This is a genomic window from Paraburkholderia sp. 22099, assembly GCF_052045835.1.
GTDB classification, from domain to species: Bacteria; Pseudomonadota; Gammaproteobacteria; order Burkholderiales; family Burkholderiaceae; genus Paraburkholderia; species Paraburkholderia terricola.
The window spans coordinates 1-14362 of the sequence record NZ_JBQEPU010000058.1 but is presented as its reverse complement, the minus strand read 5'-3'; the positions used below and the strand labels follow the sequence as shown (position 1 = coordinate 14362).

12 protein-coding genes and 9 pseudogenes are annotated in these 14362 nt (G+C 59.7%); 9 read left to right on the top strand and 12 right to left on the bottom strand.

Annotated elements, in window-relative coordinates; genetic code table 11:
• Positions 1-71 precede the first annotated feature (71 nt).
• Complete coding sequence (locus ACTJLC_RS31240) at positions 72-2081, bottom strand: FAD-dependent oxidoreductase (protein ID WP_440846304.1); 2010 nt, start codon at positions 2079-2081, stop codon at positions 72-74.
• Between the two features lie 98 nt (positions 2082-2179).
• Here ACTJLC_RS31240 and ACTJLC_RS31235 point away from each other — a divergent pair, with 98 nt between their 5' ends.
• Positions 2180-3127, top strand: coding sequence for a LysR substrate-binding domain-containing protein (locus ACTJLC_RS31235; RefSeq protein WP_440846302.1), 948 nt, complete (start codon positions 2180-2182; stop codon positions 3125-3127).
• Between the two features lie 219 nt (positions 3128-3346).
• Here the strand turns inward: ACTJLC_RS31235 and ACTJLC_RS31230 are convergent, their stop codons facing one another.
• Positions 3347-3562, bottom strand: a complete 216-nt coding sequence (locus tag ACTJLC_RS31230; RefSeq protein ID WP_440846300.1) for a helix-turn-helix domain-containing protein — start codon at positions 3560-3562, stop codon at positions 3347-3349.
• Positions 3563-3615: 53 nt separating this feature from the next.
• Between ACTJLC_RS31230 and ACTJLC_RS31225 the strand changes: the two genes are divergently transcribed.
• Complete coding sequence (locus ACTJLC_RS31225; protein ID WP_440846306.1) at positions 3616-4641, top strand: hypothetical protein; 1026 nt, start codon at positions 3616-3618, stop codon at positions 4639-4641.
• On the top strand, positions 4548-4883 hold the full coding sequence (locus ACTJLC_RS31220) for a Mu transposase C-terminal domain-containing protein (RefSeq protein WP_440846298.1): 336 nt from the start codon (positions 4548-4550) through the stop codon (positions 4881-4883). Before ACTJLC_RS31225 ends, ACTJLC_RS31220 begins: the two co-directional genes overlap by 94 nt.
• A 459-nt stretch (positions 4884-5342) precedes the next feature.
• On the opposite strand, the pseudogene ACTJLC_RS31215 reads toward ACTJLC_RS31220, so the two are convergent.
• A pseudogene (locus tag ACTJLC_RS31215) lies at positions 5343-5477 on the bottom strand (ATP-binding protein); the annotation flags it as partial.
• Positions 5478-5763: 286 nt separating this feature from the next.
• The gene (locus tag ACTJLC_RS31210) at positions 5764-6318 is read right to left on the bottom strand and encodes an acyloxyacyl hydrolase (RefSeq protein ID WP_440846296.1); all 555 of its coding nucleotides are present in this window, start codon (positions 6316-6318) and stop codon (positions 5764-5766) included.
• Between the two features lie 181 nt (positions 6319-6499).
• On the opposite strand from ACTJLC_RS31210, the pseudogene ACTJLC_RS31205 reads away from it, so the two are divergent.
• Positions 6500-6660 (top strand): annotated as a pseudogene (locus ACTJLC_RS31205) (IS110 family transposase); the annotation flags it as partial.
• 59 nt (positions 6661-6719) lie between these two features.
• On the opposite strand, the gene ACTJLC_RS31200 reads toward ACTJLC_RS31205, so the two are convergent.
• The 3 genes and pseudogenes from ACTJLC_RS31200 to ACTJLC_RS31190 all read right to left on the bottom strand — a co-directional run.
• Entirely contained in the window at positions 6720-7199 is a 480-nt protein-coding gene (locus ACTJLC_RS31200; protein ID WP_440846294.1) for a MaoC family dehydratase, read from the bottom strand.
• 353 nt (positions 7200-7552) lie between these two features.
• Positions 7553-7813, bottom strand: a complete 261-nt coding sequence (locus tag ACTJLC_RS31195) for a hypothetical protein (RefSeq protein WP_440846292.1) — start codon at positions 7811-7813, stop codon at positions 7553-7555.
• Between the two features lie 82 nt (positions 7814-7895).
• Positions 7896-8351 (bottom strand): annotated as a pseudogene (locus ACTJLC_RS31190) (isochorismatase family protein); the annotation flags it as partial.
• Positions 8352-8674: 323 nt separating this feature from the next.
• Here ACTJLC_RS31190 and ACTJLC_RS31185 point away from each other — a divergent pair.
• Positions 8675-8837 (top strand): annotated as a pseudogene (locus tag ACTJLC_RS31185) (DNA starvation/stationary phase protection protein); the annotation flags it as partial.
• On the opposite strand, the pseudogene ACTJLC_RS31180 reads toward ACTJLC_RS31185, so the two are convergent.
• Positions 8836-9010 (bottom strand): annotated as a pseudogene (locus ACTJLC_RS31180) (IS30 family transposase); the annotation flags it as partial. The pseudogenes ACTJLC_RS31185 and ACTJLC_RS31180 overlap by 2 nt on opposite strands.
• Before the next feature lie 92 nt (positions 9011-9102).
• Between ACTJLC_RS31180 and ACTJLC_RS31175 the strand changes: the two are divergent.
• A pseudogene (locus ACTJLC_RS31175) lies at positions 9103-9282 on the top strand (IS6 family transposase); the annotation flags it as partial.
• Positions 9283-9285: 3 nt separating this feature from the next.
• Positions 9286-9438: pseudogene (locus ACTJLC_RS31170) on the top strand (DDE-type integrase/transposase/recombinase); the annotation flags it as partial.
• Positions 9439-9558: 120 nt separating this feature from the next.
• Here ACTJLC_RS31170 and ACTJLC_RS31165 read toward each other — a convergent pair.
• A pseudogene (locus ACTJLC_RS31165) lies at positions 9559-10347 on the bottom strand (catalase); the annotation flags it as partial.
• A 62-nt stretch (positions 10348-10409) separates the two neighbouring features.
• Here ACTJLC_RS31165 and ACTJLC_RS31160 point away from each other — a divergent pair.
• Together ACTJLC_RS31160 and ACTJLC_RS31155 are read left to right on the top strand one after the other, a co-directional pair.
• Positions 10410-10638 (top strand): annotated as a pseudogene (locus ACTJLC_RS31160) (transposase); the annotation flags it as partial.
• Positions 10639-11032: 394 nt separating this feature from the next.
• On the top strand, positions 11033-11974 hold the full coding sequence (locus ACTJLC_RS31155; RefSeq protein ID WP_440846290.1) for an AEC family transporter: 942 nt from the start codon (positions 11033-11035) through the stop codon (positions 11972-11974).
• Positions 11975-12158: 184 nt separating this feature from the next.
• Here ACTJLC_RS31155 and ACTJLC_RS31150 read toward each other — a convergent pair whose 3' ends face one another.
• From ACTJLC_RS31150 to ACTJLC_RS31140, 3 genes are all read right to left on the bottom strand, one after another.
• Positions 12159-12656 (bottom strand): DUF3331 domain-containing protein, encoded by a 498-nt coding sequence (locus ACTJLC_RS31150; RefSeq protein ID WP_440846288.1) that lies wholly within the window; start codon positions 12654-12656, stop codon positions 12159-12161.
• Positions 12657-12747: 91 nt separating this feature from the next.
• Positions 12748-13638: an alpha/beta fold hydrolase gene (locus ACTJLC_RS31145; protein ID WP_440846286.1), complete on the bottom strand. Its 891-nt coding sequence runs from the start codon at positions 13636-13638 to the stop codon at positions 12748-12750.
• 40 nt (positions 13639-13678) lie between these two features.
• On the bottom strand, positions 13679-14362 hold a 684-nt coding region (locus ACTJLC_RS31140; protein ID WP_440846284.1), incomplete at its 5' end, for an MBL fold metallo-hydrolase.

Here is a 14362-nt window from a genome sequence, read left to right as displayed (position 1 = left end):
GACGACGCCGGGAAGCGGCATGAAACGCGTCATGGCGAGCGCAAGGAGTGCGCCCGCGATCGCCGCGCCGATCACGACGCGGACGCCGCGGCGTCGCCGATCCGGTAGAGGTGGAACCGGGCATCGCCGTTCGCGTCCTGCAAGACCGGCTGCGCCGCACCGCGTGCGAACGCGGCGAGATCGAGCTGACCGTCGTTCAGCGAGTGCGCACGGCTTGCCTCGAAAAGATCCGCCACGGCGATCGTCCCGCGTTCGACCACGATCTGTTCCGCTTCCATCTCGACGAGTTCATCGGTCAGTTGATGCCGGAGGATTGCGCGCAACGCGCCAGCGTCGCCGCGCCGGACTTCGACGAGCTCGAGATGCGCCCGAACCGGCACCTTCCATTTTTCGAGATTGCGCATCCACACGGCGTCGTCGCCCTTGCCGCCTGCTTCCTGCGCGGGTAAGGCGTCGAGTATGGCGAGGCGCACGTCTAGGCCCGCCGAGACAAAGCGCTCTGCGCACAGGTAGGCATTGTGGCGGCCTGTGCCGTCGTAAATCAGCACGCGCCCATTTTTAGGCGGCGTGTCCGACAACGCATCGACCACCGACCGGCACCACTCGCCGCCCGGCAGCGCATCGAGGTCAGGGACGCCGCCCGTCGCCATGATCACCACGTCGGGGCGCCGTTCGAGCAGGTCGCCGAGTTCGGCGTAGTGGTTGTATCGTACCTCGACGCCCAGGCGTTCCAGTTCGGCAAGCCGCCAGTCGATGATGCCGATCAGGTTCCTGCGCCAGCTTCCCGACGCGAGCAACACTTGCCCGCCCGCACAGTCCGCCGCTTCCAGCAGGGTGACGCGGTGGCCGCGACTTGCAGCGACGCGTGCCGCTTCCAGGCCCGCCGGCCCCGCGCCGACGACCAGCACCCGGCGCGGATCGACGGCCGGCGCGATGGTGTGCGGCAGGAATGTCTCGCGCGCGGTCGCCGGATTGTGGATGCAGGTCGCCTTCGTGTTACGGCAGTGCGAGCCGCCCACGCAGGGGCGCGCGGCGTCCTCGCGGCCTGTCTCGATCAGCCGCACGAGATGCGGCTCAGCGATGTGAGCGCGCGTCATGCCGACCATGTCGATGAGGCCCTCGCCGATCGCATAGCGCGCAGTCGCGAGATCGGCGATCTTGGCGGCGTGAAATACCGGAAGCTGTACCGCGCGCCGAAACGCTGTGGCCTTGGAGAGCCACGGCGCCGAAGGCATGAACATACCCGGCATGCTGTTGACGATCAGCGACATCTTCGTGTCCATCCGGCCGTAGACGACATTGAAGAAGTCGAGAAGGTCGCTTCCTTGCAAAATGCGCGCCATCTCCAGGCTTTCCTCGAAGCTGCAGCCGTCCTCGAGCGCGAAGCGCAGGCCGACGGGAAACGCGTTGCCCACTTCCTTGCGGATCGCCTCGTGCACTTCGATCGCAAAGCGGCACCGGTTTGCAGTCGAGCCGCCGTAGCGGTCCGTCCGCAGGTTGACGGTCGGGTTGAGAAACTGGCCGATCAAATGGCCGCCTGCGTGCGTTTCCAGCCCGTCAAGACCGCCCTCGAGACAGCGGCGCGCGGCGCGTCCGAAATCGCTCACGATGCGCCTGATGTCGCTCTCACTCACCGCCTGCGGAATAGCGCGATGCAGCGTTTCGCGACGGGCCGACGGCGCGAGCATCGGCAGCCACGGTTCGGTGTAAGGGTCGCCGCGGCGGCCGAGGTGGGTGATCTGACACATGAGCGCGGCGCCGTGGGCGTGCACGCGTGCGGAGAAGCGCTGCAGGTGCGGCACGACTTCGTCGACTCCCATGTTGATCTGCTGGAAGGTGTTGGGGCTATCGATGCTCACGTTCGATGAACCGCCGAACATCGTGAGCCCGATGCCACCTCGGGCCTTTTCCTCGTGATAGCGCTGGTAGACTTCCTGCGGGAATTCGCTCTGGATGAGGCGGCTCGCGTGGCTCGTGCTCATCACGCGGTTCTTCAGCACAAGATGATTGAGCGTCAGGGGTTTCAGCAGGGGATCGGATGAAGCGGCTGGCCGCGCGTCTTCCGCGTTACGCTCTGTCATGTCGGGGACTCTCTGGATGGGTCTGCCGACAAGGTAGGATTGACGTTAAAGCGCGTCAATTTACATGTTCGTCACCGCCGATAACATGGTGTTAGCAGATGGGTCTTCGACTTCCTTCGCTTCAGGCACTCCTCGTTTTCGAGGCCGCCGCCCGACATCTCAGTCTCACGCGCGCGGCCGCTGAATTGAACGTCACGCCGGTCGCGGTGAGCCGTATGGTCGCACGTCTCGAAGACGCGCTTGGCTTCAAGCTTTTCGAGCGAACGAAGATCGGGCTTGTGCTGACCGACGAAGGCGCAAAGCTTCAAGTCGCGGTGGCTTCGGGCTTCGGCGAGGTCAGCGACACAATCGAAGAACTCAAGAGCCACCAGGAACAGGGCGAGACGGTGACGCTCTCCATCTCGAGCGGCTTCGCGTCGCAATGGCTGCTGCCACGCCACGAGCGCTTTCACGATGCGTTTCCTGAGGTGAATCTGCGTTTGCAAGTGATGACAAGCCGCCTGTACGGCCCGCTGGAAGGCGCGGATCTGGGCATTCGGTTGCATAAGCCCGGCTCCGAGCACGACGCGTTCTGTTTCTGCCCGGAGGTGATCATCGCCGTGTGCAGCCCCGGTTATCTCACGCAATACGGTCCGCTCGACGCGCCGCGTCAGGCGGGGGGTCACACACTGATTCACCTCGAACCGACCACGCACGCGTGGCCTGACTATTTCGAGCTCGCGCAATTGGCGAATCGCGCTTCGGCGAAGCATGTGAGCTATTCCGATCCGGGCCTGGCGTTACAGGCCGCGATGCTCGGGCATGGCGTGCTGCTCGGCTGGCTGCTTGCGATAGCGGCGCCGCTCAATATGGGCACGGTGGTCCCCGCGTCGAAACGAGTGGTGGAGACGGGTTATAACTACGTGCTCGAATGCCGCACGCATGAGCCGTCGGCTTCGGTCCGGCACGTCGCGCAATGGCTCATCGACGAGATGCGCGCGGAGTTGAAAAAGGTTGATTACGTGCTTGCTTCGGTAGAGAGAGTGCGGCGTGGCGCGCCAGGTTGAAACTTGCGCTTCGGGGATAGGGTGTGCGACGAGGCGGGATAGGGCGCCGCAATCAGCGATTCAAGTTGGCTGAAATCAACAGCCAGTGAAACCATGATCGAAGAGAAGTGCGCAGTTCTACAAAAAGGTCGTGCAGATACTGCTTGAAAAGAGCCAACCGATGACTGACGGTCTCAAGCAACTTCGTCTGTCAACATTGCCGGTAGCAGTCGCGCAAACTCACGCATGACCTTCGAGGCCGCACCGATTGACGATACGGATGGAACCTCGCGTCTGATACACGAGTCCAGCCGACTGCAAGCGCCTCGCCGCGTCAGTCACCCCCCTGCGGCGCACGCCGAGAAGATCCGGGATCCGCTGTTGCGTGATCACGAGCTTTTCCGATCCGGTCGCATCCATCGCCTTCAGAAGCCAATGCGAGAACTGGTTGCTCACCGAATGATGCCGGTGGCAAGCGACGATTTGATCGGGAATCAGTGATCGCCTGTGTGCTTCGGCCACTGGGCACCGCACCTCTCACTCAGAAACAGGCGAAGCAGGCGGGTAAGCTGCTCAACGTGCACTGGACAACGGTCTACCGTCTTCGGCGTCGGTTTCTCGCCGATCCGGTCGCCAGTGCGGTGAAGTCACGTGCGCGTGGTCCGAAGACTAGCAAACGCCGCCTTGGCAGTCCCGCCAAGGCCGTCGTCGACGAGGTCTTCACGGCGTGGCCACCAAAACAGCGTCAGCTAGCCCATCCATTGAGCGATCTAGTACTCGAAGTGCGCCGAAGGTGCGTGCTGGCCGATGTGCTTCCGCCGAGCCGCACTACTGTCGCCCGATGGTGGGCCGATCATCGGGAAGCGCAGGCCCTCGATCGCGCGAACGCCCCGGAATCCGCCGTGCCACCGGGTAACTTTCTCGTACGAAACCCGCTGGACGTCGTGCAGGTTGACCATACCCAGACCGACAACCTGGTGGTCGATGGACTTCTGCGCCGCCCGCTTGGCCGACCGTGGCTTTCATTAGCCGTCGACGTCGCGACGCGTTGCGTAGTGGGCTTCTACGTCGGCATGGATCGCCCGGGCGCTGCTACCGTCGCGCTGCTGCTGACACGGGTTGCGCTACCGAAGGCAGAATGGCTGAACAAACTTAGTGTTCAAGCCGATTGGCCGATGCATGGCGTGCCGAGAATCTTGCACCTAAACAATGCCGCCGAGTTCAAGAGCCGCGCGTTGCGCACTGGATGCTCGGAGTATGGCATCGAGTTAATGTACCGTCCTGTTGGACGGCCGCACTTTGGTGGCCATATTGAGCGGCTAAACCGCACGTTGATGGAGCGTGTGCGCGGTCTGCCAGGCAGCACGGGATCCTCACCAAAAGGGCGCAAAGCGCATCCCCCCGAGAAGCAGGCAGTCTTGACCCTGCACGAATTCAAGCAATGGCTGGCACTCGAAATTTTGACCAGCACTATCACCACAGCGCACATCGAGGGTTGGTTGGGGCGACGCCGGCGAGCATCTGGGCGAGTTTGAATGTCGCTGCACCCGTGCGAACGCTACCCCCTAACCCCGACGCCGCTTTGCGATTTTTGCTGCATTTCCTTCCGGTGGCGCGCCGAACTATTCAGACGGAGGGGCTAACGTTGTTTTACGTCCGCTACTGGCATCCGATCTTCTCGGCGTGGCGCGAAGACCGGCGCTCGGTCACCGTTCGCTATCATCCCGAGGATCTCTCACGGGTACCGGCGCCGCAAAGCCAGCGACAAACAGAATGAACGCCGGCGTCAATCACACAACGACAACCACGACGGAGCAGCGACAACCATGGTCAACTAACCGCCGGCAATCACCTCGGCCGACTGGCCAAGATGTTTATATGAACGCCCCCTTATGCGCCAGTTTTCGCGTGCGTTGATTTGACAGGATAGGCTGCAGCTTTATATACGGCCTTCTTGCAGCCTGATTCGCTGCGGGCCCCGATGAAATCCGCTAACTCGCCCCTCATTTGTCGCGTGAGCTCGAAGCTCGAAACATCTTTCAGGTTTAGCGAGTTCCGGTCCGACCTGTCTTGTCATCACACTCGTTGCCAACGCAACCTTCGACGTCACCCTGTAAAGTTTAACTGCTTCGTTTTGTCCCAACTGCGTATTTCGGCGAACGTGACCGCCGATTTCGGGAACGTGACCGATTCGGCGGGGTTGGGCGTTGCGCGGTGTTGATTGTAGATTTTCTTGTTAGTCCTGGTCGAGTTCAGGCTCCAGGACGCTGGGTTTTGGGGATGCCTTTCTGAGGGATTCACCGGTGAGCGTGATCCGGTGATGACGCTGCATTAGACGGTCGAGCATTGCGTCGGCGATGGTCTCGTCGCCGAACCGTCTTGGCAAGATCGATTCCGATAGTGACAATAGGCATGGACTTCCCCTCTCACTGGTGTTGATGAACGTTCGAAACTTCATCATGGCACGTCGATGCCGACTCGCGGCTTCCGCCGCAGCCTCGGGACGCGGAAGTCCCTTTCATTCACTAGGTGGGAGCGCTCATTCCAATTGTCGCCGCCCAATAGCCCTTGGTCGCGCCCCGGAGGCGAATACCTGGAACGTTCCAGCGCACCGGCTGGGAGTAACCAGGCTCGAATGAGTGGAACGTAGGTCGACTTCAAAAATTATATTGGAGGTAAAGCTGGCTGAAGTTTATGCCAGGGTTCGGATGTTTCAGACCTGCGTTGGACAGGTGTTGAAATCGAAAACCGGCCTGGTAGTTTTGATTCCGGCCAAACTGCGCGCCGATACCTACCATGTCCGCGAACTGGAACGACGACGAAAAATCACGGTCCGGTGTCTCGTCGACGTGTGAAAGTAAGCGGACGCCGACGCCCGCTTCGATGTAAGGTCGGATCCAGCCAGAACTTTTGACGAATCGCAATACAGGACTCACTCCGAATTCCCAGATGTTCGAGTGAGAGGCTGGCTTCTCGCGAATATCCCAACAGGCGACGTGCCCTTCCCCCAGAAATGTGAAGTGATAGCCACCAATCTCCCACCATCTCAGCCCCGGATCCCATACCAGACCGATATCTACTTTACGCACATCGTGATCTGCTACACCCCCCGCCAGTTGCAAGCCGAACTGGTCTGCCTCCGCAGTCCGCGAAGCTGCCGCGGTTGCACCGATAAACGCACACCATAACAGTCGTTTCCGCAATACGCTCATGTCAGATTTTTCTCTATCCTGCAAACCGTGTCGAATTGACGATCACCGATGCAAACTCGATTGTTCCCGGCAAGGCTTCAACGTGACGATTCACATCCGGAAGTTTCCACAGCAGTACAGAACCCGATAACCATATCGTCTCTTGCGCTGATCGAACACCGCCCGGATTCGGATCGTTCCCGCACAGTTCGTCAAACCGTTCGTCAAGTCGAACAGGACCGACCTTGTCGACACTGAGGCCATCGCCGAAGCAATTTCGCGTCTCGTCATGCGCTTTGTCCAGCCAAAGACCGAAGTACGCAACTCTACCGACAGGTTCTATATCGTGTACGGCAGCGGCTTACCTCGTCCGACACATGCCATTGGTTCTATCGGACGACGAAAACGGGATGACGCCTGCGTTACCTGTTCGAAGTACGCAACAAGTATTTGTGCCTACCAGAAAGGACCAAATCTCCTCGCTGGTTGTGCACCGTAACCTTCGTACCGACGGTACCTTTGTCACCCAGCGGCTTCAGTTCGACAATTTCCAATGCTGGAAAAAGTGTATCACCGGCATGGACTTCGACTAAAAACTCGCAGGATAACTCAAGGAACGCAACGAATACGTCGCCAAACGTATGCGGTAGAAGGGTCGCACCTGGGGCGGTGAAGGCGAGAACCTGCAGCCCGTGCACGACCGGTGCTCGGTGGCCGTAACGCTTAGCGTATTGCACGTCATAGTGGATCGGATGGTTGTCACAGGAAACGGTCTGGAACGCGCTGGCATGTGCATCCGTCAGCGTGCGACTCGGTGCGCGGAAGATCTCGCCGATCTTAAGTTCCTCAAAAGTACGGGCCGGAACGATGCGAAAATCCGTCGGATCAAACAGTGTCGACATACTACCTCTCCTAACTTGGGTCACCGTGCTAATTCCCACCGCTTTGTGGGTCGAACTACAGCACGGTGGAACTCGGGTAACCAAGAATTAACACACGCTTATTCATCCTCGTGCTCCAAATTGACCCGATGAATGGACCGAAAAATCAGAACGACAATCTTTAACTACCTTTCACAAAATGCCGAAAAAAGCAGCGATTCCCTACGTCAGAAATGCCAACACTCATGAACGCGACCAAACCATCCCACCCAAAAAGACAGTCTTATTAATCTTGTCCGTTTGAAAACCCTTGGCAAGCCGCTCGTGAGCGTGCGTCGCGCCACCAACGGTGCAATCGAGTACCAGATCGTCTGCTACGTCGATTCACAGCCTGCTGTCACCAGCATTACCTCCAACACCTGCGCGAGCAGATGGCGCAGTGGCTCGTCCGGCCACGGCGCCGCGCGTAGCGGATTCGTCCCCGAACGGCACAGCACGGCAGTCGACAACCCGAACATGAGCGCAAGAAATGCAATCCGCGCCTGGGTCGTCCTTGCGGTCCATGAAACGCAGGCGAGAAAATCGAGGACCAGGATGCCTGGCCCGAACGGCACACCATCGGTCAGGGTCGGCATCGTGGTCCTCGCTCGCTTTCTGGTACGGACCCCGGGTGGTCAGAACGCGAAGCAGCTACAGCCGAGCGCGCCCCAGACGCGTTGAATATTCATGCGCTTCCTTCGACGTGCCGCCCGATGCGTCGGCGACCATGTAGATTTCGTAGTCGCCTTCGTCCATCGCGCACAACGAAAACGTGTTATTGCACACCTCGTCCACAAGCCTGCCACCACGACTTTCTTCCGACCGTTCACGGCGAGCGAGTCACGCACCTTCTGGTCGTCCCACGAATTCATGGACGTGCGTTCGAGCACCTTGTATCCCGGGAATACGTCCAGCAGTTCGGGGTAGGTGTAGCCCGAGAAACTTTCCGATTCCACCGTCGTGATGGTGGTGGGGATGTTGAATACGTGCGCGGCCCTCGCGAGTTCGACCACGTTGTTCTTCAGTACCTGACAGTCGATGGACTGAACGCCAAAACGCCATTTGCGGCTAATGGTCGATGAAGATGGTCTGCGATTTTGCAGGCGTCAGAACTTCGAATTTGGGGTTTGACATGCCTGTGTAGTTCCTAAGAGTTTGGTGAACATGGGAAGACATCCCGTACTCGCTTGAAGTGCGAGAGAAACTGAGACCGAGTCTATCGACGACTTTTCTTCGAGTCCTTGTCGAAACGCTTAAATATTCTTAAAAGATAGCAGCCCCAAATCCGTGGGACGGCGCGTGGTGAGTTCCGCCTCAGAACATTTCATAACTTCAGCAAAACTTTAAGTGCGGGCGTTCCTACACTTCAATCTGCCGTATTCAGAATACTCACGTCGTACCCGTCGACCCATCATAAGGGATCGCCATGAAATCATCACTTAAGGCAGCAGCTCATTCGGGATGACGATGCGGAATTCGTGACGCCCAGCGACACGCTCGCCGAGTTGCGCGGGGACAATCTGGCGCTTTACAGGCCACATGCGCGACACGCATTCGCTATGCGACGAATACGGCGACGTTGCCACAGCGAGCCTGCTCGAAAACTGGATCGACGAAGCCGTTTCCTGCGTGCAATGGCGCGAACGGTGCATGGCCCGGGTGCGCCGCAAATGCTCCAGCAACTCCTTCTTCAGGGCACCCCGATCTTGCATGAAGAGACTGCGATAGATGGTCTCGTGTGACACGTGGCAATCCTCGTTGCCGGGATACGTGCGCTTGAGCCAGCCGGCAATCGCCGTGTTCGCCCGTATAGCGGATTTCGGGTTTGTCGCGCTAGCTATGCTGCAGTAAGGTTCGAGTTGCCAAAACTTTGATTGGGCCCACGATGAAGAAGACCGCAACACCACGAACGGCCCTTGCTGCTGGCGTTGCCCAGGTCCTGCAGCGGTTGCACTATCCGCTGGACGTGATCTTGTTGTGCGTACGGTGGTATTTTGCCTATTCTCTGAGTCTTCGGAATCTTGAGGAGATGATGGCTGAGCGCGCCATTGGCGTGGATCATTCGTAACGTAAAGTCAAGTATTTGAACAACGTGGTCGAACATAACCATCGGGCCATCAAACGCATCACTCGGCCAATGCAGGGGTCCAAGGACTTTGACTGCGCGCGCATTATTCTCGGCGGCATTGAGACTATGCACATGATCAAGAAAGGGCAGATGACGTGCTTGTGTAAAATCCCCGCTGTCCGCCGCCCAGCAGTACTATTCGCTCGCTTCACAAGGCATCCTTTGGATATTGCATTTGCCCGTCCCTCCCGCACTACTGCGACACAACCCATCGTTGATATGGCGCGCGATATTGCCCGAACAGACGCTGACGCTGCGCCGCGTCGAAGAGCGCGAACAACATCACCGGATGCGTGAAATGGCCCTCGTCCTGGCGATGATCATAGCGATCCACCGCGCCCGCCGCGAGCGGCGGCTCGGACGCATTCGCGTCCTGCGCGAAGTCGCCGAAACGGTTCGGCTCGTAGTTCACGTTACCGCCGAGGTTGCCGTCGGTGCGCATCGCGCCGTCGCGATGGAACGAATGCGGGTCCGGCACGCGCGACGCATTCACCGGAATCTGGTGATGATTGATGCCGAGGCGATAGCGCTGCGTGTCGCCGTACGAGAACAAACGGCCTTGCAACAGACGGTCCGGCGAGAAGCCGATGCCCGGCACCACGTTGGCCGGCGTGAACGCCGCCTGCTCCACGTCCGCGAAATAGTTGGCCGCATTGCAGTTCAACTCGATCGTGCCGACGTCGATCAACGGATAGTCCTTTTGCGACCACACCTTCGTGATATCGAACGGATTGAAGCGATACGCCGCGGCTTCCGCTTCCGGCATCACCTGAATGGCGAAACGCCATCTCGGACGTTGCCCGCGTCGATGTTCGTGACCAGATCGCGCTGCGCGCTTTCACGGGCCTGCGCGAACACTTGCGCCGCTTCGGCATCGGTGAAATTTTCAACGCCCTGCAGCGCCTTGAAGTGGAACTTCACTCAGAAACGCTCGTTGTTCGCGTTGATGAACGAATACGTGTGCGAGTCGAAACCGTGCATCTGACGGTAATTCTGCGGAATGAGCTTGCCACCGAAAGACGAATCCCTTGCTGAGCAGGTAAACTCAAGCGAGGAGAAGAACGATGACAAGCAAGGCAAAGCGAGCGCAGTACACGCTCGAGTTCAAGCCCGAAGCGGTCCGGGCCAGGGCAAAGCATGGCCGCGGTGGCGGCGACACTGGGCATAGTTGAGCAGACGCTATACAACTGGGTGAAGGCTGACCGGGAAGGCGAGCTGGCAGGAGCAGGCATGAAGCCTGTGAGCGCGGAGCAGATGGAGCTTGCGCGGCTGTGTGCAGAAGTGGCTCGCCTGACGCACCGCGCAGGACAAGCCGCACCGAAGCCGCGTGAGCGCCGACGCACTGCTTGCGCAGATGAGGTGATTGACTGGCTGGGCTTTTACAATGCACGCCGGTTACACTCGACTACGTCATCGGCATGATATTCGAGAAGAACTGGTACGCGGCTCAGCAAGGCGAAGCCGCATAATTCCCCCAGCTATGGGATTCGTCAAACGGGGGCAAGGTCACTAAGCATGCGCTCGAATCGATCTCGAACGTCCTGCACCGTTAAGAACGTTTCATGTTTTTCTAAAGACTTAACGCGCACTGATCAATAGACTTCGTCGTCGTGATAGAGAAGTGGCATCCGCCGATTGCGACATTCAACGGCGCCCGACGGGGACGCCATCACGCGAGCAACGACAGATGATTCACGAAATCGCTTACGCACTAGTGCCGTTCTTCTTTTCGATGGCGACGGGCTATCTGGCTGGCAAGCTCGCTCGGGGCGCCATGCCGTTATCTTCGATCAACACCATGCTGGTCGACTATGCGCTGGCGTTCGCGCTGTTCCTGTACACAGCGAAGATGCAGCGCTCGAGCCTCGACAGCCACCTCATGCTGATCCTCCTGCTGGTGGCAGTGATGCTGGTGCCGTACTTCGTGTCGCTTGCATTGTCGCGTTTTCTTTTCAAGGCAGCACCGTCGAATGCGGCCGTCCGGGCGGTCACCATTGGTATGCCGAACTTTGCCGCGGTCGGTCTTCCACTTTTGCATAGCGTCTACGGTGAAGCGAGCGACTTGACCGTCGCGCTTGCGATCACGACCGCCTCGGTTGTGATGTCGCCGGCCGGGTTGGTCCTGCTAGAACGTGCAAAGACTCGCGATAACGACAGCCCACACTCCAATCTGCTGGCAAAGGCGTTGATCACGACATTCGTGAAGCCGATCGTGATCGCACCACTTCTCGGCGTGCTGGTTTCACTGACGGGTTGGCAGTTGCCGGGACTCATGGTGCAGTCGCTCAATATTATTGGAAGCACGACAGCGGGCCTGGCGTTGTTTTCGACCGGGTTGATACTGGCGTCACAACCCTTCCGGCTAGATAAAGAGGTATGGGTCGGCGTGGCGCTCAGCAATGTGATTCAACCGCTGATCGCGTTTTTTCTGGTCGTGGTGTTCGCGCTGCCGAAGCCGATTTCCGGTCAAGCCATTTTGCTTTCCGCGATTCCATGCGGTTCGTTCGGCATTCTGTTCGGCTTGTCGTACGGCGTACAGGACACCCCAGCGGGCACGACGCTGGTCGTCTCGAGCGTCTTGTCGATTGTCACGCTGACCGCGACGATCTTCCTGCTCGGCTATCTTTGACTCGCGTTGCCAATGTTTTGCGGCCAGAGTCCCTTGTTCCGACAGGTCGCTGCGCGCCATCACTTATGGGTTATAAGCAGTCCGTGCCTTTTCTGGACCGTCTTGCACTGCCGCCAGACCAAAAAATATCTGATTCTCGGCGGCAATGCGGAAAAACCGCTGAAGATCTAGCGCGAACAGCCCTTCATTCCACGGAGGAAATTCGTGCGATCACAGAAACCAGAATCATCGCGTTGGCGTTCGCTGGAACCGCGTTGCGCACCCTCGGCTTATAGACGAAATCATCGCGGTGGATCACCGCCCCGCTCAGCGCACAGCGCCCTTTTTTCCGGGCGCGGCAACTGATCCACACCTGGTCGGCGTAGCGGCAGCGTGTTGCATCCTGCCAGAGAATCGCGATCGACGTGACGGACAAACGTTCGATCACTTCGACCTGTATGTGCGGCGACGGCGCATACGCAGCGATGCCGGGCGCCGGTCGCGTAAGGTACGCTTCACCCGCACCTTCATGGTGAAAGCCGGCCAAAAGCGCATCGATCACATGATCCCACACGGGAGCACGGCTGCCGTTGATCACCTCGGCCACTTTCTCGCGCGGAGCGCGAGACCTTTCATGCCTGACTCGCGCGTCTTCCCAAACAGCTTCAGCGCGTTGCTCCAGTTGGGTTTGGCTGTGCATCATGCTTTTCCCGATCAACCCGCCGCGGATCATGCACCGCGGCCGAAAATGTCACCCATCATGCAGCCGTGGCCTTCGACCGTCTGGCGGACAATCAACTCCCAGTCCAGCCGCGCAAGAAATCCACCAGCAGTTCATTGACCCGCTCCGGCTGTTCCTCTTGCGGCAAGTGTCCGCAACGCGCGATCGGCTCGGCGCGCAGATCGGTCGCCATGCTTTCCCACACCGCCTTCATGTCGAACATGCCGCCCACCGCGTAGAAGTCCTCGCCCCATAGCGCCATGGTCGGACAGGCGATTTTCGTGTCGGCATCGACCAGATCCTGCGCGACGTCTTCCGCGTTCGCGCGGTAATCGGCCATCGCGCCGCGCACCGCGCCCGGCCGCTTGTACGCCTTCACATAAGTCTCGAAGTCCGCGCCTTCGATGGTGTGCGGGTTGTAGCACCAGTCCGCGAAGAAGTGATGCAGCCACTCGGCTTCCTTGCCCGCGATCAGCGTTTCCGGCAGGTCCGCCACCAGATGGAACAGGAAGAACCAGTAGGCGCGCGCGGTCTGCGGATTCATGTTTTGCGCGACCACCCGCGTCGGCACGTTGTCCATCACGACGAGCCGGTCGACCCGCTCGGGGTGATCCTTGGTGAGACGCGTCGCCACGCGCGCGCCGCGGTCGTGCCCGACGAGCGCGACCTTGCCGATACCGAGTTCGTCGAGCAGACGGACGATATCGAGCGCCATGTTGCGCTTGTCGTAGCCCGAACCGGGCTTGTCGGTCTCGCCATAACCGCGCAGATCCGGCGCGATGACGCGATAGTGACGAGCCAGCACCGGAATCTGATGGCGCCACGCAAAGCTCGTTTCGGGAAAGCCATGCAGCAGCACGACCACCGGACCGCTACCGGCATCGAGGTAGTGCTGCCGGATGCCGTTCGCACGGCGCGTGTGATGCGTGATGTCGATCGCTTCGCTTTCCATTTCCGTATTCATCTCGTGTTCCTCGAAGTAATGAGCGCGCGAGGCGCCGGTGCTACTGACCGGGCGCCGCCTCGTAGTTGACCGGCACCCAGTCATACGTGCGCCCGTTTTTCCTGACGTGTCCAAGGCCGGGGAACGCGATATGCGCCGCGCCGATCAGATAGCGCTGCTTCGCGGCGAGTTCGAGCACCGCGCGGCGCGAGCGCCGCGCGTCGGCCGCGTCGGTGTCGTATTCGACGGAAGCGACCGGGTTCTGCAACTGGATCGACGCGACGTGGATGATGTCGCCCCACACCAGCAGATCCTTCGAATCGCTTTGCACGAGATAGCCGGTGTGGCCCGGCGTATGTCCCGGCAACGCGATCGCGCGGATGCCCGCGTCGAGTTCCACGTCGCCGCTGAACGGCTTGAAGCGTCCGGCTGCCGCATAAGGCGCGACGGAGGCGATGGCGGCGTCGAAGAACGTGCTGAGAAAAGCCGGCGCCTTCGACTTGTTGGCCGGATTCAGCCAGTAATCCGCTTCGGTTTGGCTCACCCGCACGAGCGCATTCGGAAACGCCATCGCACCGTTCGACACGACACCGCCGACGTGATCCTTATGCAGATGCGTGAGCAAGACTTCGTCGACCTGCCCCGGTTGATAGCCCGCCGCGCGCAGGTTGGCGAGCAGCTTGCCGCAGCAATCGCCGTACAGCACGCCCGCGCCGGAATCGATCAGAATCAGCTTCGAACCGGT